Raw genomic sequence first — 21,895 nt, 5'->3', positions numbered from 1 at the left:
CTTGCGGGCCCCGTTTCGCATCGCCGCCGCCGTCCTGGCCGCCAGTCTGGCGGCCTGCGGCCAGTCGGGCGACACGGATGCCGGTGGCGATCCGGCGCGCCCGGGCGGCGAGACCACGGTTTTCCGCGCGGACCGCGAGGCCTATTCGCTGCCGGCCGCGAACATCCCGGTCGCCGAGCGCGACCGGTTCTTCGTCGGCAACGCCTTCTTCAAGCAGCCGTGGGTGATCGCGCCGGCCAGCACCGCGGCGCGTGACGGTCTGGGGCCGCTCTACAACACCAACACCTGCCAGGGTTGCCACATCAAGGACGGGCGCGGCCACGCCCCGCGCGGGCCGGAGGACGACGCCCTGTCCATGCTGGTGCGGCTCTCGGTGCCGGCCACCGAGGCCGACGCCGAGATGGTGGGCAAGTTCGGCGCCGTGCCGCATCCGGTCTACGGCGGCCAGCTCCAGGACCGCGGTATTCCCGGCGTGCCCGCCGAGGGTCGGGTCGAGGTCCGGTACGACACCCGCACCGTGACCTTGGCGGACGGCACGGGGGTCGAGCTGCGCGAGCCGCGTCTGCGCATCGCCGGGCCGGGCTACGGCGAGCCGGGCGACGATCTGATGACGTCCGCGCGGGTGGCGCCGCCCATGATCGGTCTAGGCCTGCTCGGGCTGATCCCCGAGGCCGATATCCGTGCCGCCGCCGATCCCGGCGATGCCGACGGCGACGGTATCTCGGGCCGGGCCAACACGGTCTGGGATTTCGCCGCCGACCGCGCCGCGCTCGGCCGTTTCGGCTGGAAGGCCGGCCAGCCCACGGTGCGCCAGCAGGCGGCGGCCGCCTTCGTGGGCGACATCGGCCTGACCTCGCAGCGTTTCCCGACCGCCAACTGCACCGCCGCGCAGACCGCCTGCGCCGAGGCCCCGAACGGCGGCGAACCCGAGGTTTCCGCCGAGATCATGGACGAGGTCGTGTTCTACTCGCGCCACCTGGCGGTCCCGGCCCGCCGCGACATGGACGACCCGCGGGTGCGCGAGGGGCGGCGCCTGTTCATGGCCAGCGGCTGCGGGGGCTGTCACACCCCCCGACACACGACCGGTCACGACCCGGATGCGCCCTATCTTTCCGGGCAGACCATCTATCCCTATACCGATCTCCTGCTGCACGACATGGGCGAGGGGCTGGCCGACCATCGGCCGGAGTTCGAGGCCGGCGGACGGGAATGGCGGACGCCGCCGCTCTGGGGCGTCGGTCTGGCCAAGACCGTGTCCCCGGAGGCCGGTTTCCTGCACGACGGTCGCGCCCGCGACCTGCTGGAGGCGGTGCTCTGGCACGGCGGCGAGGCGGCCGCCGCACGCGACGAGGTGAAAGACATGAGCGAGAACGAGCGCGAGGCCCTGATGGCGTTCCTGAGGTCGCTGTGAGGGCCGTCCTGCTGTTGTGCGCCGCGGCGGTCCTGGCCGGCTGCGGCCAGAATCCGCGCGTGACCGCGCTGTCGGACACGGCCGCGACCATCGTCGCCGATTACCGGGCCCTGGCGGCCGCCGCGGACAGTCTGCAATCGGCCGCCGGCGGCTTCTGCGAGGCGCCCGACAGGCAAGGCCTGAGGGCCGCCCGCGAAGCCTGGGATGCGACCATGGCGGCCTGGATGCGGGTCCAGCCGGTGCGTTTCGGTCCCGTCCGGCAGGCCAGCCGTGACTACCGCATGCAGTTCTGGCCGGACCCGCGCGACCTGGTGGCCTCCCAGACGCGGGCCCTGATCGACGGTGACGGCGCGATCGATGCCGACCGCGTGAGCGCCGGGTCGGTCGCGGTCCAGGGCCTCCCCGCCGTCGAGTATCTGCTGTATCCCGACGACGGCGACGCCTTGCCGGCCTTCGAGTCCGAGGTCCGACGTTGCGCGATGCTGCGGGCGGTCACCGCCGCCGTCGCCGCCACGACCGCGGAGCTGGCGCGGGCCTGGTCGCCCGAGGGCGGCGGCTACGCGACGGCACTGACCGAGTACGGCGAGGAAGCGGTATTCGCCGACGCGGAAGCCGCCCTGGCCGCCGTGGTCGGCAGCCTCGCCGAGACCGTCCAGGACATGAACGCCAGCAAGCTGGCCTGGCCGCTGGGCGCCCGCAGCGAGGGCGAGCCGCAGCCGCTGCGGGTGGAGTCGCGGCGTTCCGGCCGTTCCCTGGCCAACATCCGTGACAACCTGGCCGGCATCGAGACCCTGTTCACCGCCGACGGCCGCGGCGGCATCGCGGCCCTGCTGCGGACGCGCCACGGCGAGGCCGGGCGGGCCCTGGCCGATGAGACCCTGGCCGCGCTGGCGCGGGCCGAATCCCTGGCGGGCAGTCTGGAGACGCCGTTCTACCAGGCACTGCAAAAGCGAGAGGGTCTGGATGGTTACCGCGAGCTGCTGACCGCCACACGCGAGCTGGGCGACCTCCTCGGTGAGCGTTTGCCCAAGCAATTGGATGTGCCCTTGGGCTTCAACTTCAACGACGGTGATTGAACCTGCCGGGATGGGTGGTCCTACGCATCTGACGGCCTCTCGCGGCGCCTCGCCGGGCCTTCACGCTCGCCGTAGCGCTGCTACGACGAGTGCTCCAGGCGCGTCACGAGGTTTGCTGCGAGCCTCGTCAGTCTGCGAAGGCCCGCCCATCACGGCGGGCTTTGGGTAATTCAGGAGGCCGTGATGATAACGAGACGAGGGACGATCCTGGGCATGGGCGCGGTGGCCGCCGGCGCGGCGGTCCCCTGGCTCTGGCGTCGGGCCGCGGGCGGGGACGCCCGGGCCGTGTTTTTCTCCGCGGTGGACGACGGCGCCGGGCGGCACTACATCGCGGCCCTGGCCGCGGACGGCCGCGAGCTGGCACGGGCCCCGGTCGAGGATCGCGCCCACAGCGTGGCGGTGGCACCCGACGGTACCTCGGCGATGTTCTTCGCGCGCCGGCCGGGCCGCGCGGCCTGGCAGCTCGATCTCGCCGCGGGCGGCATCGCGCGGACCAGGGAGGCGGCGCCGGGCCGGCATTTCTACGGTCACGGCGCGTTCTCGCCGGACGGACGGCTGCTCTATGCCAGCGAGAACGACTACGACAACGCGCGCGGTGCGATCGGGGTGTACGACATGGCCGCCGACCGCCGCATCGCCGAGCTGCCCAGCCACGGCATCGGCCCCCACGATGTCCGGCTCCTGCCCGACGGCCGCACCCTGGTGGTCGCCAACGGCGGTATCCGGACCCATCCCGACAGCCCGCGCGAGGCCTTGAACCTCGATACCATGCAGCCGTCGCTGGTCTACCTGGACCGCGAGGACGGCACGCTCCTGGAGCGGGTGCGACCGCCGCACCACCAGCTCTCCGTGCGCCATCTCTGGGTCACGCGCGACGCCCGCGTGGGCGTGGCGATGCAGTATCAGGGCCCGGTCACCGACCGGGTGCCGCTGGTGGGTTTTCACCGCCGCGGCGACACCCTTCAAACCGCCCTGGCGCCGCTGGCCGAACAGCGCGGCATGCGGGGCTACACCGCCAGCATCTGCATCCACGCCGCCAGCGGCACGGCGGCCGTGACCTGCCCGCGCGGCGATCTCGTCACCTTCTGGGACGCCGACCGGGCCGAGTTCCGGGGTGCCAGGCGGTTGCGCGATCCCGGCGGCGCCAACCTGGCGCCGGACGGCGAGGGCTTCATGATCACCACCGGCACGGGCCAGCTCGCGCGATTGGCGCCGGACGGCCGGGCGCGCCGCGTGATCACCGCCGAGCGCCGCCACTGGGACAACCATCTGGTCGGGCGCCTGGGATGACGGTGCGGCGGGTCGCGGCGCCACTCGCGCTCGCGCTCCTGGCCGCCGGCTGCGACGGCAACGACCGGGCGCCCGACGATACCCGGCTGGTCGAGCTCGCTTTCCTGGAGACGCCCGTCGCGGATGCCGAGCCGGATGCCGGCTGCGATACGGTGGTCTACGAGACGTTCCGGGTACCGGCCGGAGAACCGCCCGTGACCGCGGCGCTGGAACGGCTGTTCGCCCTTCGGGCGGAGCGCGTGCGCGGCCACCGCCATTTCCTGGCGCGCACGCGCGATACACTCCGGCTGGCGCGGGTCGACCATGAGGGGAACGCCGTGCACGTGTACCTGACCGGCACGCTCACGGGCCTGCGGGGCACCTGCGACGATCCCCGCGCCGCGATCCAGATCCGGCACACGGCCCGGCGGGTGTCGGGTATCGAGACGGTGCATCTCCATCTCGACGGCCGGCGTACCGATCTGAGACCGGACGCCCGCGGCGCCGGGCCTTGAACATCGGCGCCGCGTGGTGGTCCAAACAGACACACGTACCGCCAGACGCGGATACGGGAGGTGAGTCCCATGCATTGGAAGATCGCGCTCTCGGCGTTGCTCGCCGCCCTGTTCCTGGCAGGGTGCGCGACCAGCACGCCCTATCGGGCCGCTCCCGGGGCCGAGGACTTCGGGTATCGCGACATCGGCCTGACATCGGATCGCTACCGCGTCAGTTTCGCCGGTAACAGCAACACGCCGCGCGAGACGGTGGAGACCTACGTGCTCTACCGTGCCGCCGAGGTCGCCCTCGACGCCGGCTACGACTACTTCCGGCTGGTCTCGCGGGACACCGAGGCGGTGACCGATTACAGCGGCATCAACAGCGGCCTGGGCGTCGGCGGTTTCTGGGGCGATCCCTTCTTCGGCACCAGCGTGGGTGTCACCAACGCCCGTGCCGACAACCGCTACCGTTCGGTGGCGGAGATCATGGTCGGCCCCGACATCGGTCCGGCCGAGGGCCGCGCCGACATCTACGATGCCCGCGAACTCAAGGCGAAGCTGGAGAGCCGGATCAAGCGACCGTCCGAGGACGACTGACGCGCGTGCGCGGGGCGTCAGTGCTCGACGAAGGCCCGTTCGAAGACGTAGTCGCCGATATCGCCGATCCGCTTGGAGGCGCGGAAACCGCGCTCGTCCAGCATGCGCCGGAAATCGGCCAGCATGCCCGGGCTGCCGCAGAGCATGACCCGGTCCTCCTCGGGGCCGAACGCGGGCAGCCCCAGGGTTTCCTGCATCCGACCGGAGGCGATCGCGTCCGTCAGCCGCCCCTCGTTGCGGAACGGCTCGCGGGTGACGCTCGGGTAATACAGCAGTTGCCGCGACACGATGTCGCCCAGCAATTCGTGATTGGGCAACTCGTTCTCGATGTAGTCGCGATAGGCGAGATCGTCGACGTGACGCACGCCGTGGGCGACGATCACCCGCTCGAACCGTTCGTAGGTCTCGGGATCCTTGATGATCGACAGGAACGGCGCCAGACCGGTGCCGGTGCCCAGCAGGTAAAGGCGCGGCCCCGGCCGCAGGTCGCTGATGAGCAGCGTGCCGGTCGGCTTGTTGCTCAGCAGGACCTCGTCCCCGACCTCCAGGTGCTGCAGACGCGAGGTCAGCGGGCCGTCCGGCACCTTGATGCTGAAGAACTCCAACTCCTCCTGCCAGGCCGCGCTGGCGAAGGAATACGCGCGCATCAGCGGTTTGCCGTCGACCATCAGTCCCACCATGATGAACTGGCCGCTTTCGAAGCGTAGGCCCGGATCACGCGTGGTGGTGAAGCTGAACAGGCTGTCGTTCCAGTGATGTACGGAGAGCACGCGCTCTCGTCGCAGGTTACTCATGCGTCGTCGACGGTCGGGATGGGCGAATGCCCCGGCGCCGGCGGGCGCGGAGCATGGCGGTACGTGCGGGCATTATATCAGCGGAGCCTGAACTCGAAGGGGATCAGGAAGGGGAACCGGTCCCCCCGGACCTCCGCCGGCACGGCCGGTACCGGGTCGGCGCGCTGGATCATTTCAGCGACGGCGTCGTCCAGCAGGCGGTAGCCCGAAGACTCCCGAATCTCCCATTCCAGCACGTGACCCTCGCGGTCGATCACGAAGTGCAGGGTGACCGTGCCTTCCTGGCCCAGCCGTTTGGCGCGCCGGGGGTATTCCTTGTTGCGCTCCAGCCATGCCCGCAGGCGGCTGTGGTAATCCGGCGGCGCCTTCGCCAGGCCGCCGGTCGACCCCTTCTCGACATGCTCCGCGACCCTTTCGGCCGGCGGTGGCGGGGACGACGCCCGCTCGCTCTCGGGCGGTGGCGGCGACGGCGCGGGCTCGGGGTCGGGCACCGGGCTCGGGGTCGGGGTCGGTTCGGGGTCCGGTTCGGGCTCGGGTTCCGGTTCCGGCCGGGGTTCGGGTTCCGGCTCCGGCTGAGGTTCGGGTTCCGGCTCTGGTTCTGGCTCCGGTTCGGGTTCGGGTCGGGGATCCGGCTCCTTCGTGGGCTCGGCCTCGGGTTCGGGATTCTCCGCCGTGACCGGCGCCAGCGCGATCCGCACCGCCCGTGCCCCGGGGTCCTGGGCGGCCGGCTCGGCGACACCCTGATAGCGCACGAAAAGCGCGCCGTGCACGATACCGGCGACCAGCAGGGCCGCCAGCCAGTGTCGGGCACCGATCCTCACCGTCCGGGCTCGTGCAGCGTCAGCAGGCGGACCTCGGGCACGCCGGTGCCGCGCAGTCGCTCCAGCAGTGCCATCAGATCGTCCGCCGGCAGCCGCCCGTCGGCCTTGATGCGCAGGATCTCGTCCGGGTGCGCCCGGTGCCACTCGCGCACCCGCGCCAGCAGGGCCGGCTCGTCGACCAGATCGCCGTCGAGCGACAGGCGGCCGTCGGCGGCCACCGCCACCACCATCGCGACGGGCTCGCCCTCGGCGGCATGGCGGGTGGCGGGCGGATCCACCGCGAAGGCGTCCTGCTTGTACATGGCGCCGGCGATCATGAAGAAGATCAGCAGCAGGAACACCACGTTGATCATGGGCAGGATGTTTTCCTCGATACCCTGGCGCTGGCGTGGCTGCGGCAGGTACATGGCTCAGCCGTCCCCGCCGCGGCCGAGGGCCAGCGCCTCGACGCCGGCCCCGGTCAGCGTGTCCAGGGCGTCGATGGCGGTGGCCAGGTCCACACCGGCCCCGGGCCGGACCACCACCGACGACACATCGCCCGCGGCGAGTCGCGCCCGCAGGCGTTCGGCGAGCGTTTCCGGCGCCAGCGCCCGACCCTCGTAATGCAGGCCGCCGGCCGCGTCCACGCGCACCACCGCGGGCGGCGGCGAGTCCGGGTCGGCGTCGCCGGTACCGGTGGCGAGATCGATGGCGCGCCAGTCCAGGAAACTGGAGGCCAGCATGAAGAACACCAGCAGGATGAAGACCACGTCGATCAGGGGCGTGAGCCCGATCACGGCGCGGCGGCGTGCCGGGATGTCAATGTGCATGGGCGGCGACCCCGGCGGGTTCGCTCGACACCGTTTCCTGCGGGCCGAAGGCCTCGACGGTGAACGCCCGGGTCACGGCGTCCTGCATGTCCTGGTGCAGGCGCTCGATGCGCCGCTCCAGCCAGTTGAATGCGGCCACCGCGGGGATCGCCACGATCAGGCCGATGGCGGTGGTGAGCAGGGCTTCCCAGATGCCGCCCGACAGGATCGCCGGATCGACCCGGTTGCCGGCGCTCTCCAGCGCCCGGAAGGCCTCGATCATGCCCAGGACGGTGCCGAGCAGGCCGAGCAGCGGCGACAGGGTGCCGATCAGCTCCAGGGGCCGCAGGTAACCGCGCAGCTCGGCGAGATGCAGCGCGCCCACGCGCGCGGCCTCCTCGCGGACCGTGGTCTCGGCGATGCCCGCGCGGCGCCCGCGCAGGACCACGCTCAGGGTCGCCGCGATGGGGTTGTGCCGGCGCGCGAGTTCGGCCAGCGCCTCGTCGGTGCGGCCGGCGCGCCAGGCGTCCAGGGTCGGCTCGACGAAGTCGCGGTCGCCGATCCGCACGCTGTGGAATTGCCAGCACTTGAGCAGGACGATCGCCAGGGCGAATACCGACAGGATCGCCAGGACGCCGACGACCGGGCCTCCGAGCGCGAGCAGTTCGCCTGCCGCGAACAGGTCGAAGGAGGGCAGGGCCTGGGCATTCATAACGGTGTCCGCTTGCTGACGAGTGGCCGGCCATTATGCCGCAGCCCGTCCCTGAATGCGAATGATTGGCATTAAGCTGGCAAGATCATCGATCCGCCGGACGCGCGACTACGACTTTCGTCGGATGACGCAGTGCCCGGCATTGACTATCCTGGCGTGCATATCGAGATAACCGGAGGAGAAGAGATGGCGCAAGACAGCATCGAATCCGTCCTGCGCGAGAACCGCAGCTTCCCGCCCCCGTCCGCCTTCACCGCCGGCGCCCGCCTCAAGCCCGAGGATCTGAAGGCGCTGCGGGACAAGGCGGCGGCCGACCATGTCGGCTTCTGGGCGGATCTCGCGCGCGAGGAGATCGACTGGCACGAGCCGTTCACGCAGGCCCTGGACGACAGCGAGGCGCCGTTCTTCAAGTGGTTCGCGGACGGCAAGCTCAACGTCGCCTACAACTGCCTGGACCGGCACCTGGAGACCCGCGGCGACAAGACCGCGCTGATCTTCGAGGGCGACGAGGGCGACGTCGAGCACATCAGTTACCGCGAGTTGCACGCGCGGGTCTGCCGTTTCGCCAACGCCCTCAAGGCCAAGGGCATCGGCAAGGGCGACCGCGTGGTCATCTACATGCCCAACGGCCCCCACGCCGTGGTCGCGATGCTGGCCTGCGCGCGTATCGGCGCGATCCACTCGGTGGTGTTCGGCGGCTTTTCCGCGCCGTCGCTGAAGGACCGGATCGAGGACGCCCAGGCGCGCATGCTGATCACCGCCGACGGCAACTACCGCGGCGGCAAGGCCGTGCCCCTCAAGGAGGTCGCGGACAAGGCGCTGGCCGACGGCTGCGATTCCATCGAGACCGTGATCGTGCACAAGCGCGGCGGCCTCGACGTCCGGATGCAGGACGGCCGCGATATCTGGTGGACCGACGCCGAGGCCGGCCAGGGCGACGATTGCGAGCCGGAATGGGTGGAGGCCGAGCACCCGCTGTTCATCCTCTATACCTCCGGCTCCACCGGCAAGCCCAAGGGCATCCAGCACTCGTCCGCCGGCTATCTCCTGGGCAGCATCGTCACCAACAAGTGGGTGATGGACCTGCAGGAGAACGACGTCCACTGGTGCACGGCCGACGTCGGCTGGATCACCGGCCACACCTACATCACCTACGGCCCCACCGCGATCGGCGCCACCCAGGTGGTGTTCGAGGGCGTGCCGACCTATCCCGAGGGCGACCGCTTCTGGAAGATGGTGGATGAGCACAAGGTGAGCGTGTTCTATACCGCCCCCACCGCCATCCGGGCCCTGATGAAGCTGGGCGAGGAACTGCCGGAGCGGCACAGCCTGGATTCGCTGCGCCTGCTCGGCACCGTGGGCGAGCCCATCAATCCCGAGGCCTGGATGTGGTACCACCGGGTGATCGGCAAGGAGCGCTGCCCGATCGTGGATACCTGGTGGCAGACCGAGACCGGCGCTCAGATGATCGCGCCGATCCCGGGCGTGACCGCCACCAAGCCGGGCTCCTGCACGCACGCGCTGCCGGGCATCGCCGCCGACATCGTCGACGAGTCGGGCGAGAGCGTGACCGAGTCGGACAAGGGCGGCTACTTGGTGATCAAGGAGCCGTGGCCCTCCATGCTGCGGACCATCTGGGGCGATCCGGACCGCTACAAGCAGACCTATTTCGGCAAGTTCGGCGATCGTGTCTACGTCGCCGGCGACGCCGCCGAGCGCGACGACGAGGGCTATTTCCGCATCCTCGGCCGCATCGACGACGTCGTGAACGTCTCCGGTCACCGGCTGGGCACCATGGAGGTGGAGTCGGCCCTGGTGGCGCACAGCGCGGTCGCCGAGGCGGCGGTCGTCTCCCGGCCGCACGAGGTCAAGGGCGAGGCGATCATCGCCTTCGTCATCCTCAAGGGCGACAGCGGGGCCGAGGGGCTTGCCGAGGAACTGCGCGGCTGGGTCGCCGAGCAACTCGGCGCCATCGCCAAGCCGGAGGAGATCCGCTTCGCGGACGGCCTGCCCAAGACCCGCTCCGGCAAGATCATGCGCCGGCTGCTGCGCTCGGTGGCCCGCGGCGAGGAGATCACCCAGGACACCTCCACCCTGGAGAACCCGCAGATCCTGGAGCAGCTCCAGACGTCCGGGCATTGAAAATCATCAACCACAGAGGCACAGAGAACACAGAGTGTTAAGAGTTAAATAACCTGAAGGGCCGCAGGAAGCATTCAATTTTTCCTTCTGGCCATCGCGTCCTGCGCGCGCTTCATTTTCTCTGTGCGCTCTGTGTCTCTGTGGTTGACTGTCTTAGGCGGCCTTCCCTGCGCGCTTTCCTTCTGTAAGCCAGTCCGCTGCGGTATAGTGGCGCCAAATTGTAGGACAATCCTGTTTCGGATTTGGAGAACGAAATGACGCGAGAGGTGGTCATAGCGGCGGCGAAGCGCACGGCGATCGGCGCCTTCGGCGGTACCCTGGCCGGGGTTCCGGCGGCCGATCTGGGCGCGCACGTGATCCGCGGCCTGCTGGCCGAGCAGGGCATCGAGCCCAAGACGGTGGACGAAGTCGTCATGGGTCAGGTGCTGACCGGCGGCTGCGGTCAGAACCCCGCCCGCCAGGCCTCGATCAAGGCCGGCCTGCCCGAGTCGGTGCCCGCGATGACCATCAACAAGGTCTGCGGCAGCGGCCTGCGCGCGGTGATGCTGGCGGCCCAGTCCGTGGCCCTGGGCGACGCCGAGCTCGTGGTCGCCGGCGGCCAGGAGAACATGTCGGCGGCGCCGCACGTGCTGCCCAATTCCCGCACCGGCACCAAGATGGGCGACGCCAAGCTGGTGGACAGCATGATCCACGACGGCCTTTGGGACGCCTTCAACGATTACCACATGGGGATCACGGCGGAGAATCTGGCCGCCAAGTACGACATCTCCCGCGCCGAGCAGGACGAGTTCGCGGCCCGCTCCCAGCAGCGCGCCGAGGAGGCCCTGAAGACCGGCCGCTTCGAGGACGAGGTGCTGCCGGTCGAGGTGCCGCAGAAGAAGGGCGATCCCGTGTCCTTCGCCCGTGACGAGTTCCCGCGCGCCGGCGTCACCGCCGAGGGCCTGGCCAAGCTCAAGCCCGCCTTCAAGCGCGACGGCAGCGTGACCGCGGCCAATGCCTCCGGCATCAACGACGGCGCCGCCGCGGTGCTGGTCACCACCGCCGAGAAGGCCGCCGAGCTGGGTCTGACGCCGCTGGCGCGGATCGCGGCCTACGCCAACGCCGCGGTGGACCCGGCGATCATGGGCATCGGTCCGGTGCCGGCGACCAAGCGCTGCCTCAAGCGCGCCGGCTGGGAGGTCGGCGACCTCGAGCTGATCGAGGCCAACGAGGCGTTCGCCGCCCAGTCGCTGGCGGTCACCCGCGAGCTGGGCTGGGACCTGGACCGGGTCAACGTCAACGGCGGCGCCATCGCACTGGGCCATCCCATCGGCGCCTCCGGCTGCCGCATCCTGGTGACCCTGATCCACGAGATGATCAAGCGCGACGTCTCGCGCGGCCTGGCCACGCTGTGCATCGGCGGCGGCCAGGGCGTGGCCCTGGCGGTCACGCGCTGACGCCAACCCATTCGGTGCCGGCCATTGCGCTGAGCCGTTATCGACGGCTCGCGCAATGCGCCGGGAGTGGTCTCGCGCCTCCTCTCAGCGGTGACTGGGCAGCCCCAGCACGTGCTGGGCGATGAAGTTGAGAGCCAGTTCCTGGGAGACCGGCCCGGCCCGTGACAGGCGCGCGTCCAGAAAGACGTCCAATATCCCCTCGCGCTCGTCCCAGGCGGGCGCGCCCAGGGTCTGCACGACGTGGTCGGCGGCATCGTAGACTAGGTCCGACGCGAGCACCTTCGCTTTGTTGGCCGCGCCCGCGATGGTCAGGAGATCGCCCCCGGCGTCGAAATCCGCCGCGGCCTTGTACACGAGCAATTGTGCCGCATCCAGGCGGGCCGAGAGCCGGGCCAGTGGATGCTGGATCGCCTGCTCGGCGCCAATGGGGGTCTTGCCGAAGATCGTTCTCTCCTTGGCGCGAGCGAGTGCACGCGACAGGCAGTAGCGCGCGGTGCCGAGACACAGCGCTGCCGTGAGCAGCCGTTCCACGTGGGTGAATGGCCACAGGACCTGCAGGCCCCCGCCCGTGCCGCCGACGAGATCCTCGGCCGGCGCCCGCACGCCGTCGAGTGTCAGTCGGAACTGTCGCACGCCCTCACGGCCCCGCATGGGCAACTCCTCGTATCCCACGCCCGCAGCTTCGGGATCGATCAGTACCGCAGTGAATCCGGCTTTATCGCCCTCCTTTTCGCCCGGCGTCCGTCCGAACACGAGAACGCGCTCCGCGAGGTCGATACCGGACGTGACCGCTTTCACCCCGTCTACCACGAACCCATCGCCCGCCGGGCGCACCGTGGTTTGAACGCGGAACAGATTGTGACCGCACTCGGGCTCGGTCGCGGCGAGGGCCAATAGCGTCTCCCCGGCGGCGATGCGCTCGAGCCAGCGTTCGCGCGCGGTATCCGGACCGACTTGCGCAATGGCATGTCCGATCGCGGCCGTGAGCACGGGCATCCACAGGACCAGATTGGACGCGGCAAGCGTTTCGAGCACCAGGGCCATGCCCCACAATCCGCCGTCGCACCCGCCCTGGTCCGGCGGCACGAGCAAGCCCGGCCAGCCCCGTTCCCGGATCTCGGCCCAAAGCTCGGGATGCAGCTCGCCGTGCTCGAAGGGGTGCCGTCGAATCTCGCGCTGGCGCTCGGCGAAATGGGCGGCCAACGTTTCCGCCTGTCCGCGGATCTCGGCCTGACGCGGCGGCAGCATGTAGCTGCCGGGCGCCGTGGAAGTTGCGGCATGAGCCATGTCTCTCTCCTTGATTTCCGGAATCCGGGCGGCGATCCGCATGGGTTAAGGTGATCGCACGTTCTAGAATATATTTCTAGAATAATATTCTAGTACTTGTCAAGAAAAGAGGCGCGATAGCGGGGCTCTATTCGACGCCGTCGCAATGATGCCGGGCGGCTTCGCCCGGCGAGCTGACGCGATGATCAATGGAGGGTGCGATGCAAACCGGCGCGGCCGGTTATGCTTGGCGGGGGTTGCGCACGGATATCCAGGCTGTGTTCGCGAATACGTTGATGTAGTCCCTGATATCCCCCGAGATCTGCCCGCCCAGCCACCGGCGCGCGAAGTCGTGTACCGGTCCGACGACGATTGAGGCGAGACACTCGCTAGGCAGGCGGCGGAACTCGCCGGCCTTGATATGCGGTCCGAAGTGGCGCTCGATCAGTTGCGCGTGATAATCGTTGGCTGTCCGAAGTTCCGCGCCGCCGGCCTGGTTCAGGCTGCCGTGGGTCACGGTATAGATGAAGCGCGCCCAATCGGGGTGCGCGGCGATCCAGTCGATTAGCGACGCCACGACCGCCCGAATACCCGGCTGGGCGCCACGGGTCCGTTCCAGGCGTTCCTCGAGCTGGTGCGTGTTGCTACGCAATCCTTCCGCCAGTAGCGTCGCAGCGATGCCTTCCTTGCTGCCGAAGTGGTGATACACACTGCCGATGCTGGCACCCGATCGGGTGCATATCTCGCCGATGCCGGTAGCTTCGACTCCTTTCTCGTTGAAGCATTGCAGGGCGGCCGCCAGGATACGGTCGCGGCGCTCGGAGGTGTTTCTGCTCATGCTCATGTCCCGGCGATTGAATAGAATATTATTCTAGAATTTGCCGAGATGAGTATCCAGGAACGGCCGCACGGTCGCCGCGAAGCGGGCGGGATTCTCGAGATCGGGGAAGTGGCCGCAATTCTCGAAGCGGCATAGCGTCGCATCGGGCGCGTGTCGCCGCGACGACTCGCGGTCGGTGTATTTGTGGCTGCGGTCCTGCTCGCCCCAGATCGCCAGGGTGGGGCAAGCCACCGGCTGGTCCGTCATGTCCCGGCTCCAAAGCTGGAACATGGTGGCCAGCGGATAGGCGCCGCCCCGCTCCAGCACGGCGAGTGCCGTATCGGCGAGCGGCCGCGGGTCGGTGTCCCGGCCCACGGCATAGCGATACCATAACGCCGTCAGCCGCTTGGCGGTCAGGCGTGTCAGGAGTTGCCCCAGCCAGGGGCGGCGCAAATGGCCCCGAGCGTCCATCCGCGCGGTCCAGGCACGCATGCCCTCGGTGTCCGGGGTCTGCATGAGCACGAGCCCGGCGACCGGGATTCGCCCGCGCCGGGCAACCGCCGCGGCGACGAAACCGCCGACGCAGGGTCCGCAGAGCACGACCGGCCCCGGCGCGAGTGCCGCCAGGGCCGACTCCACGGCGGCCACGCTGCCCGCGAAGGTAACGGCATCGAGATCGTCGGCGCGGGAAAAGCCGAAGCCGGGCAATTCCAGGATCAGCAATCGATAGTTGCCGCCGAGCTCGGCGATCAGGTCGTCGTAGTGCTCGACGGTGTTCGGCGGGTCGCAGATGAAGACCACGCCCGGCTTGCCGGCCCCGGTATCGCGAACGCGCAGTCGGCTGCCGTGCGTCTCGACGGTCCGGGTCTGGGCGTGCGGCGGCAAGTCGGTCGGGATGCGCCACAGCAGTCGATCCAGAACGGCGGGTCGGATCATGACGGGGCCCCTGTCGGCGATGGGAACCCGCGCAGCATGGCCGCGGACGCATATCGTGGCAAGCTACGGCCCGCGACCGCGCCATAAGGATCGCCGAAGCATGAACCGAATCACACTCACGCTGGCCTGCGCGACGCTGGTGCTCGGTACCTCCACGTACTTCGTGACCGGGGTGCTCAACCCCATGGCCGTCGACCTGGGCGTCTCGGTGGGCGTAGCCGGACAGCTCGTATCGGCGTTCGCCATCGCCTACGCCGTGGCCGCGCCGCTGCTGGCGGCGACCACCGCGCGCCTGCCGCGACGGGGGCTGCTCTGTGCCGCGCTGGTGACATTCGGGGCGGCCAATCTGCTGGCCGCGGTCGCGCCGGATTTCGGCGTCCTGCTGCTCAGTCGCGTCCTCTGCGCCCTGTCGGCGGCCCTGGCGACCCCGATCGCGCTCGCGGTGGGCGCGGGTCTGACGCCGCTGGACCGGCGCGGCGCCGCGCTGGCCCTGGTGATGGGCGGGATCACCGTGGCCTTCGCCCTGGGCATCCCGCTGGGCACCTATGTCAGCGCACTGGCGGGCTGGCGCGCCATGTTCCTGGGCCTGGGCGGCCTGAGTTGGGTGGCCGCGGCGGCGGTCTATCGCGTGCTGCCGCCGGTGCCCGGCGCCACGCACGGCGGTTTCGGGGCCTTCGCCGTGCTGCGCGAGCCCGGCATCACGCCGATCCTGGTGCTCACGGTGCTGGCGATCGCGGTCGGGTTCAGCGTATTCAGCTACATCGGCCCGGTGCTTTCCGAACTGACCGGCCTGGCGGACGACGCCATCGGCGGCCTGCTGCTGGTATTCGGCTTCGCGGCCATCGCGGGTACCTACGTCGGCGGCACGCTGGCCGACCGCATCGATCCGGCGCGCATGGCCACGATCTTTCTCGTGATGATGACCCTGGCCACGGCTGGCTACTCGCTGGCGGCGCCGCTCGGGCACGGCACGGCGAGCCGTATCGCGGTGGCGGCCGTGCTCTTCTTTTCCGCCTTCCCGGGCTTTGCCTTCATGCCCCTGCAGCAGTACCGCCTGGTCGAGCAGGCCGGCGAGCATGCCCACCTCGCCTTGGCGTTGAACGCCTCGGCGGTCTTTCTGGGGCAGGGCCTGGGCGCGATGCTGGGTGGGGTGGCCGCCATGACCGGCACGCTGGCCTACAACGGTGCCGTGGGGGCCGTGCTCGGCGTCGCGGCGATCGGCGTCAGCGTGATTCTCAACCGTATCCTGGCCCGTCAGGCCGCTGCCCGCGCCTGATTCCGCCCGCCGGCTGGGTGCGATGCCGGTGCAGCCGCACCGAAATGGCCCGGCGCAGGGCGCCCGGGCACGGTAATACGGGCCGTCATGGGTGGCACGCGATTTGCAATCCCATGGGCGAGCGAAAAGGGTGTGCGGCCGGCGACGTCATTCCGTCGCAATCCCGGGCCCGCATCCTTTGGGCTCCTCTCCCGCCAAATCGCGGCTTCCGGGCGGGCCTATCCGGCCCGCCCGGTCTTCTAAGCAAGCCCGCACCCGCCGTGGGGCGCACGAGGCAGCGTCACGCTGGGAGGTCAAACAAATTTGAAGCGGTCGCCCAATGCCCGTCCTGCCTGCGGGCCGGTATCGCTGTCTCGTGCTATCACGTACCTGACTTGCCCTGTCCGCCCGAGGCGAGGAGCAGGGTTCCCGGCGTAGCCGGGATGCGACCGCCGGCGGGCGGAATATCGCTTCGCGACAACACAGGGCGGATTTGCCCCGCCGAGGGTCGCACCCCACCGCTGCGCGGCGGGGCCCCGCTCCGCCTCTCGGGGCGATGCGCTTGGCTTGCTCTTCTCTCAAGCCGTAGCTTGGCTACGGCTTTCGTTCCAGAGCTGCGCCAATTCGCGCTGCGGTCGGCGCCAGGAACGTGATCCCCACGGCGGGTGCGGGCTTTCCCGCCGTGGGGCGCACGAGGCGGCGTCACGCGGTGTTGAACGTCTCAGCCGGCGGCGGCCGCGGCGGCGGGCTCCGGTGTGTCCGTGGCGCGGCGTTCCTCCAGGATCATGTCCGCAGCCTTGCCTCCGATCATGATCGAGGCGGCGTTGGTGTTGCCGCCGACCAGGGTGGGCATGATCGAGGCGTCGGCCACCCGCAGCCCCTCGAGGCCGTGCACCCGGAGGCGGTCGTCGACCACCGCCATGTCGTCGTGGCCCATCTTGCAGGTGCCCACCGGGTGGTAGATGGTCTCGGCGCGCTGGCGCACGAATTCGCGCAGGGCGCTTTCGTCCTGCACCTCCTCGCCGGGCGCGATCTCGCGCTTGCGGTGGCGGTCGAAGGGGGTGGCACCGAGGATGCGGCGCCCGATCCGGAGACCGGCGAGCATGGTCTCCATGTCGCGGTCGTCGCTGAGATAGCCGGCGTCGATGTTGGGATAGGCCATGGGGTCGGCGCTGCGCAGGCCGATGCGCCCGCGCGAATACGGGCGCAGCGGGCAGCAGTGCAGCGAGTAGCCGTAGCCGTAATGCAGCTTGCGGCCGTGGTCTTCGAGCAGGGCGCAGATCATGTGGTATTGGACGTCGGGGACCTCGAGATCCTCGCGCGTGCGCACGAAGGCGCCGGCCTCGGCGATGTTGGAGGAGAACAGCCCGCGCTTGCGGAAGGCGTAGCGCAGCATGTGCAGCGTGTCGCGGGGCACCGCGGACGCGGCGATGGCGAACGAGTGACGGGTTCGCGAGCGCACGTTGATCATGATGTCCAGGTGGTCCTGGAGGTTGCCGCCCACGCCGGGTAGTTCGCGCACCAGCGGAATGCCGTGCGGCGTGAGTTCCGCGGCCGGGCCGATCCCGGACAGCATCAGGAGCTGCGGCGACTGCACGGCGCCTGCCGCCACGATCACTTCGCGGCGGGCGCGGGCTTCCAGGTCGCGCCCGCGCTGGCGGTAGGCGACGCCGGTGGCGCGGCCCTCGCGGCACAGCACCCGGGTCGCATGGGCGCCGGTGAGCACGGTGAGGTTGGGGCGGGCCAGGACGTCGTCGGTCAGGTGGGCGCGGGCGCTGCTCCAGCGTTTCCCCTCGTGGATGGTCACCTGGTAGTAGCCGGCGCCTTCCTGGACGGGACCGTTGAAGTCGTCGTTGTGGGGGATGCCGACTTCGCCGCAGGCCGCCACGAAGGCCTCGGAGAGGGGATTCACGTAGCGCGGGCCGGATACGCGGAGGGTGCCCTCGCCGCCGTGATAGTCGTTGGCCCCGCCCTCGAAGCATTCCTCGCGCTTGAACAGGGGGAGCACGTCGTTCCAGCCCCAGCCGCGGTTGCCCAGCTCCGCCCAGTGGTCGTAGTCGCGGGCGTGACCGCGGATATAGATCATGCCGTTCATGCTCGACGAGCCGCCCAGCATCCGGCCGCGGGGCCAGTACAGCTCGCGGTCGCCCAGCTCGGCCTGGGGGGCGGTATCGAACTGCCAGTTGCGCTTGCGGCCGCGCAGGAGGAACAGGGTGCCGACGGGCCAGTGCACCCAGGGGCGGTTGTCCTTGGGGCCGGCCTCAAGCAGGCAGACCCGGGTCTGCGGGTCCGCGCTGAGGCGGTTGGCCAGGATGCAGCCGGCCGAGCCGGCGCCCACGATGACGTAATCGAAGTCGTCGCCCATCTCTCCTCCAGTACCTAAGAATCCCGATATTGTTAACCTATCGGTCAATTCCGTATTTATACCAACATCCACCGGAGTTTGCGATGCGGATACTGGTAGCGGGCGCCAACGGCAAGGTGGCGCGTCGGTTGTTGCCGTTGCTCGTGGAACGCGGGCACACGGTGCGGGCCTTGATCCGGGACCCGGTCCAGGCGCCGACGATGCGCGAGGCCGGGGCCGAACCGATGACGGGCGACCTCGAGGACGACTGCGGCGAAGCCGTCGCCGGCTGCGATGCGGTGTTCTTCTGTGCCGGTTCGGGCCCGCACACGGGCCCCGACAAGACCCTCGACGTCGACCGCGACGGGGCCGTGCGCCTGATCGACGCCGCGGTGGCCGCCGGCGTGCCGCGCTTCATCATGCTGTCGGCCATGCGCACCGAGGCGATCGAGACCGCTCCCGAAAAGCTCCGGCACTACCTGCGCGCCAAGAAGGCGGCGGACGATTACCTGCGGCGCACGGATCTGGACTGGCGGATCGTCAAGCCGGGCCGGCTGACCGACGAGCCGCCGCGCGGGCGGGTCCGCGCGGCGGAGAGCCTTGCCGGCGAGTATGGCGAGATTCCGCGCGCCGATGCCGCCGCCGTGCTGGCCGCGGTGCTGGAGGCACCCAGCGCCATGCGTCGGCAGATCGAGTGCATCGGCGGTGACACGCCCATCGACGAGGCGGTGGCGGCACTCTAGCGGTGTGCGGGTTGTAGGTGGCCGGCCGGTTATGCTGTAGGCTGCGCGTGAACCGCGACAGCGGGCCGGGGTCGAAGGGGCCGTCGACGATATGCAGGAGTGCCGAACATGACGCAATGCATCCGTAGCCTGAGCCTCGCCTTGTTGCTCGCGCTGCCGCTGGCGGTGTCCGCGGGCCCCCCGGAAAAGCTGGATACCGCCCGCACGGTGCTCCGGGATTTCATGGAAATCCCGGAGAACGCGATCCCGCCGACCCTGCTCCGGGATGCCTACGGCATCGCCGTGATCCCCTCCGTGGTCAAGGTGAGCTTCATCGTCGGTGGCCGGCACGGCACCGGCGTGATGGCCGTGCGCCGGGATAACGGCAAATGGAGCAATCCGAGTTTCGTGTCCCTGACCGGCGGCAGCGTCGGCTGGCAGATCGGCGCCTCCAGCACCGATATCATCCTGGTCTTCAAATCCCGCCGCAGTATCGACCGCATCGCGCGCGGCGACATCACCCTGGGCGGCGACGCTTCGGTGGCCGCGGGACCGGTCGGGCGCAGCGCGTCCGCCGCGACCAACGTCCGTTTCGATGCGGAGGTCTATTCCTACTCGCGTGCCCGGGGCTTGTTCGCCGGCGTGTCGGTGGAGGGCGCGGCGCTATCCATCGACGACGGCGCCAATGCCGAGTTCTACAGCGAAGCCGGCATCTCCGCCTACGAGATTCTGGGCCGCAGCGACACCGACATCCCGACGGCGGGCGAGCGGTTCATGGAAACCCTGGAGCGTTATCTGCCGCGTCCGGCCGAGTAGCCCCGGACCGGGGCGTACGAGATGCGCCGACGTTGGCCCCGCCTGGCGGCGGCGGTCGTCGCCGCGTTCCTGCTGACGCCGGCCGCCGCCATTCTCTGCCTGCGTTGGGTCGACCCGCCGGTCACGGCGTTCATGCTGCGCGTGCACTGGCAAAGCGACGCCTCGGGGCCGTCCGTCCGCTATCTCTGGCGCGACCTGGACCGGATCGCGCCGTCGCTGGCGCTGGCGGCGGTCGCCGCCGAGGACCAGACCTTTCCCGATCATCACGGCTTCGTGTGGTCGGCGATCGGTGACGCCCTGGAAGAGAATGCGCGGGGCGGCCGCGTCCGCGGGGCCAGCTCGATCACCCAGCAGGTGGCCAAGAACCTGTTCCTGTGGCCGGGAAAGAGCTATCTGCGCAAGGGGATCGAGGCCTATCTCACGGTGTGGCTGGAGCTGCTTTGGCCCAAGCGCCGCATCCTCGAGGTCTATCTCAATATTGCCCAGTTCGATGACCGCGTTTTCGGCGCGGAGGCCGCGGCACGGCATCATTTCGGCGTGACCGCCGACCGGTTGACGCCTGCCCGGGCCGCGGCCCTGGCGGCCGTCCTGCCGGCCCCCACCCGCTACAGTCCGGCGCCGGCCGATGCCTATGTCCGGCAGCAGCGGGACTGGATCCTGGAACAGATGGCCCGGCTCGGGCGGGGCCATCTGGAAGGGATTGTCCACGTCGCGAAGTAAGAATTTACCTACTCAGCGCCATGTCTATTGCCTACATTCCCTGATATGTTGAAAACAGGATTACCGGAATACGGTCGTTGATTCGGCGAGAGAGACCGCCCTGGCGGTCGCCGGCCTGCGGCAACGGTTTCCTGGGGGGTATCGGCAGACGATAAGCCACGGCCGTCGGGGGGAGAGACCGGCGGATCGCGGCACGCCGGCCCAAGGGGGGCTGCCGGAAAGGGCATGTGTCTTTGCCGGCAGGCCGAGTCCGGCTTCGGTCCGGATTCGGTTTCGACCGATCGAGCGCCTCGGCGCTTGATCGACGGCGGGACGGACCCGTCCCGCTCAGGGAGCTGCCTGTACGGCAACTCCATTGGGGGAGGAGTCCGCGGCCCGACCGGGCCGTTCACGGTCCGGTCGGGTGTCTGCGGTATCCTGGCGAGGTACATTCCGCCACCTTGCCGAACGCGTGATCGTCGTCAGCGAATTCCGTCCGCATCCCCTGTTGCGGAGTCCCCACGCCCAGACCGTGTTCGCCTCCGTCGTGCGCCGTCCGGCGCCGCTGGATGTGCGGCACGAGCGCCTGGAGCTGGACGACGGCGACTTCCTGGATCTGGCCTGGCTGCCCGAGCCGGCGACGGCCGCGGACGACACACCCGTGGTGGTGATCCTGCACGGGCTTACCGGCTCCATCGAATCCAAGTATGCGCGCGGCCTGTTGCGCGAATTGCGGGGCCTGGGCTGGCGGGGCCTGCTGATGCATTTCCGCGGTGCGAGCCACGAGCCCAACCGCCTGCCGCGCGGTTACCATTCCGGCGACACCGGCGATTTCGCCACGTTGCTGACACGCCTGCGCGAGCGCTACCCGCGGGCGCCGCTGGCGGCGGTGGGGTATTCGCTGGGCGGCAACGTGCTGCTCAAATACCTCGGCGAGCGTGGATCGCGGGCGCCGCTGACGACGGCCTGCGCGGTGTCGGTGCCGTTCGACCTGGCACTGTGCGCACGCGCCATCAACCAGGGGCTCTCGCGTGCCTACCAACGGCACCTGCTGGGTAACATGCGGCGGGCGGCCGAGCGCAAGTTCGCGGTCGTGACGCCGCCGTTCGAGCTGCCCGACCTGACCCGGCTGCGCGATTTCCACAGCTTCGACGAGGCGTTGACGGCGCCGCTGCACGGTTTCGACGGCGCCGCCGACTACTATGCCCGCGCCAGCAGCGGCCCGTTCCTCAAGGATATCCGGGTGCCCACGCTGGTGCTGCACGCGCGCGACGATCCCTTCATGTCGCCGGACGTGGTACCCGACGAATCGCGACTCTCGGCCGACGTGCGGCTGGAACTGGCCGCACAGGGCGGCCATGTCGGTTTCGTCGCCGGCGACCGGCTGGGTCGGCCGGTCTACTGGCTGGAGCGGCGGATACCGGCATTCCTGCGCGAGCGGTTGACGGCCGCGAAGGCCGCCGAGCCGCAGACCGAGTGCGCGCCGGGCTGACC

General features: G+C 69.8%; 21 protein-coding genes. 12 read left to right on the top strand and 9 right to left on the bottom strand.

The window, feature by feature from the left end; genetic code table 11:
* The first annotated feature begins 1 nt into the window (after position 1).
* The 5 genes from PC39_RS11870 to PC39_RS11850 all read left to right on the top strand — a co-directional run bounded on the left by PC39_RS11870 (position 2) and on the right by PC39_RS11850 (position 4,850).
* On the top strand, positions 2 to 1,411 hold the full coding sequence (locus PC39_RS11870; RefSeq protein ID WP_502950879.1) for a di-heme oxidoreductase family protein: 1,410 nt from the start codon (positions 2 to 4) through the stop codon (positions 1,409 to 1,411).
* Entirely contained in the window at positions 1,408 to 2,487 is a 1,080-nt protein-coding gene (locus tag PC39_RS11865) for an imelysin family protein (RefSeq protein WP_353253606.1), read from the top strand. The genes PC39_RS11870 and PC39_RS11865 overlap by 4 nt, the downstream gene beginning before the upstream one ends.
* A gap of 183 nt (positions 2,488 to 2,670) precedes the next feature.
* Positions 2,671 to 3,777, top strand: a complete 1,107-nt coding sequence (locus PC39_RS11860; protein ID WP_353253605.1) for a DUF1513 domain-containing protein — start codon at positions 2,671 to 2,673, stop codon at positions 3,775 to 3,777.
* Complete coding sequence (locus PC39_RS11855; protein ID WP_353253604.1) at positions 3,774 to 4,271, top strand: hypothetical protein; 498 nt, start codon at positions 3,774 to 3,776, stop codon at positions 4,269 to 4,271. Before PC39_RS11860 ends, PC39_RS11855 begins: the two co-directional genes overlap by 4 nt.
* Positions 4,272 to 4,340: 69 nt before the next feature.
* Complete coding sequence (locus PC39_RS11850) at positions 4,341 to 4,850, top strand: CC0125/CC1285 family lipoprotein (RefSeq protein WP_353253603.1); 510 nt, start codon at positions 4,341 to 4,343, stop codon at positions 4,848 to 4,850.
* Between the two features lie 17 nt (positions 4,851 to 4,867).
* Here the strand turns inward: PC39_RS11850 and PC39_RS11845 are convergent, their stop codons facing one another.
* The 5 genes from PC39_RS11845 to PC39_RS11825 form a co-directional block, all read right to left on the bottom strand.
* Entirely contained in the window at positions 4,868 to 5,644 is a 777-nt protein-coding gene (locus PC39_RS11845; protein ID WP_353253602.1) for a ferredoxin--NADP reductase, read from the bottom strand.
* A 77-nt stretch (positions 5,645 to 5,721) separates the two neighbouring features.
* Entirely contained in the window at positions 5,722 to 6,465 is a 744-nt protein-coding gene (locus tag PC39_RS11840; RefSeq protein WP_353253601.1) for an energy transducer TonB, read from the bottom strand.
* A complete protein-coding gene (locus tag PC39_RS11835; protein WP_353253600.1) occupies positions 6,462 to 6,872 on the bottom strand; it encodes an ExbD/TolR family protein in 411 nt (136 codons plus the stop codon). Before PC39_RS11835 ends, PC39_RS11840 begins: the two co-directional genes overlap by 4 nt.
* A gap of 3 nt (positions 6,873 to 6,875) precedes the next feature.
* Positions 6,876 to 7,274, bottom strand: a complete 399-nt coding sequence (locus tag PC39_RS11830) for an ExbD/TolR family protein (RefSeq protein ID WP_353253599.1) — start codon at positions 7,272 to 7,274, stop codon at positions 6,876 to 6,878.
* Positions 7,264 to 7,965 (bottom strand): MotA/TolQ/ExbB proton channel family protein, encoded by a 702-nt coding sequence (locus PC39_RS11825; RefSeq protein ID WP_353253598.1) that lies wholly within the window; start codon positions 7,963 to 7,965, stop codon positions 7,264 to 7,266. Before PC39_RS11825 ends, PC39_RS11830 begins: the two co-directional genes overlap by 11 nt.
* A gap of 186 nt (positions 7,966 to 8,151) precedes the next feature.
* Here PC39_RS11825 and acs point away from each other — a divergent pair, with 186 nt between their 5' ends.
* Positions 8,152 to 10,107 carry an acetate--CoA ligase gene (acs, locus tag PC39_RS11820; protein ID WP_353253597.1) on the top strand — a complete coding sequence of 652 codons (1,956 nt, stop codon included), beginning with the start codon at positions 8,152 to 8,154 and terminating at the stop codon, positions 10,105 to 10,107.
* Between the two features lie 254 nt (positions 10,108 to 10,361).
* Positions 10,362 to 11,543: an acetyl-CoA C-acetyltransferase gene (locus PC39_RS11815; protein ID WP_353253596.1), complete on the top strand. Its 1,182-nt coding sequence runs from the start codon at positions 10,362 to 10,364 to the stop codon at positions 11,541 to 11,543.
* 84 nt (positions 11,544 to 11,627) lie between these two features.
* Here the strand turns inward: PC39_RS11815 and PC39_RS11810 are convergent, their stop codons facing one another.
* The 3 genes from PC39_RS11810 to PC39_RS11800 all read right to left on the bottom strand — a co-directional run bounded on the left by PC39_RS11810 (position 11,628) and on the right by PC39_RS11800 (position 14,565).
* Positions 11,628 to 12,872 carry an acyl-CoA dehydrogenase family protein gene (locus tag PC39_RS11810; protein ID WP_353253595.1) on the bottom strand — a complete coding sequence of 415 codons (1,245 nt, stop codon included), beginning with the start codon at positions 12,870 to 12,872 and terminating at the stop codon, positions 11,628 to 11,630.
* A 178-nt stretch (positions 12,873 to 13,050) separates the two neighbouring features.
* Positions 13,051 to 13,647 (bottom strand): TetR/AcrR family transcriptional regulator, encoded by a 597-nt coding sequence (locus PC39_RS11805; protein ID WP_353253594.1) that lies wholly within the window; start codon positions 13,645 to 13,647, stop codon positions 13,051 to 13,053.
* A gap of 33 nt (positions 13,648 to 13,680) precedes the next feature.
* Positions 13,681 to 14,565, bottom strand: a complete 885-nt coding sequence (locus tag PC39_RS11800) for an alpha/beta fold hydrolase (protein ID WP_353253593.1) — start codon at positions 14,563 to 14,565, stop codon at positions 13,681 to 13,683.
* Positions 14,566 to 14,665: 100 nt separating this feature from the next.
* Here PC39_RS11800 and PC39_RS11795 point away from each other — a divergent pair, with 100 nt between their 5' ends.
* Complete coding sequence (locus PC39_RS11795; RefSeq protein WP_353253592.1) at positions 14,666 to 15,841, top strand: MFS transporter; 1,176 nt, start codon at positions 14,666 to 14,668, stop codon at positions 15,839 to 15,841.
* Positions 15,842 to 16,541: 700 nt separating this feature from the next.
* On the opposite strand, the gene PC39_RS11790 is transcribed toward PC39_RS11795, so the two are convergent.
* Positions 16,542 to 18,185, bottom strand: coding sequence for a GMC family oxidoreductase (locus PC39_RS11790; RefSeq protein WP_353253591.1), 1,644 nt, complete (start codon positions 18,183 to 18,185; stop codon positions 16,542 to 16,544).
* A gap of 83 nt (positions 18,186 to 18,268) precedes the next feature.
* Here PC39_RS11790 and PC39_RS11785 point away from each other — a divergent pair, with 83 nt between their 5' ends.
* The 4 genes from PC39_RS11785 to PC39_RS11770 all read left to right on the top strand — a co-directional run bounded on the left by PC39_RS11785 (position 18,269) and on the right by PC39_RS11770 (position 21,893).
* The gene (locus tag PC39_RS11785) at positions 18,269 to 18,907 is read left to right on the top strand and encodes an SDR family oxidoreductase (RefSeq protein WP_353253590.1); all 639 of its coding nucleotides are present in this window, start codon (positions 18,269 to 18,271) and stop codon (positions 18,905 to 18,907) included.
* 108 nt (positions 18,908 to 19,015) lie between these two features.
* Positions 19,016 to 19,702: a lipid-binding SYLF domain-containing protein gene (locus PC39_RS11780; protein ID WP_353253589.1), complete on the top strand. Its 687-nt coding sequence runs from the start codon at positions 19,016 to 19,018 to the stop codon at positions 19,700 to 19,702.
* 21 nt (positions 19,703 to 19,723) lie between these two features.
* Complete coding sequence (gene mtgA / locus PC39_RS11775) at positions 19,724 to 20,422, top strand: monofunctional biosynthetic peptidoglycan transglycosylase (RefSeq protein ID WP_353253588.1); 699 nt, start codon at positions 19,724 to 19,726, stop codon at positions 20,420 to 20,422.
* Between the two features lie 451 nt (positions 20,423 to 20,873).
* Positions 20,874 to 21,893 carry a hydrolase gene (locus PC39_RS11770; RefSeq protein WP_353253587.1) on the top strand — a complete coding sequence of 340 codons (1,020 nt, stop codon included), beginning with the start codon at positions 20,874 to 20,876 and terminating at the stop codon, positions 21,891 to 21,893.
* The last annotated feature ends 2 nt before the right edge of the window (positions 21,894 to 21,895 follow it).

Source organism: Salinisphaera sp. PC39 (genome assembly GCF_040361335.1).
Classification (GTDB): domain Bacteria; phylum Pseudomonadota; class Gammaproteobacteria; order Nevskiales; family Salinisphaeraceae; genus APNM01.
Note: the sequence above shows the minus strand (reverse complement) of the source record. Positions and strands in the feature narration are given on the sequence as shown.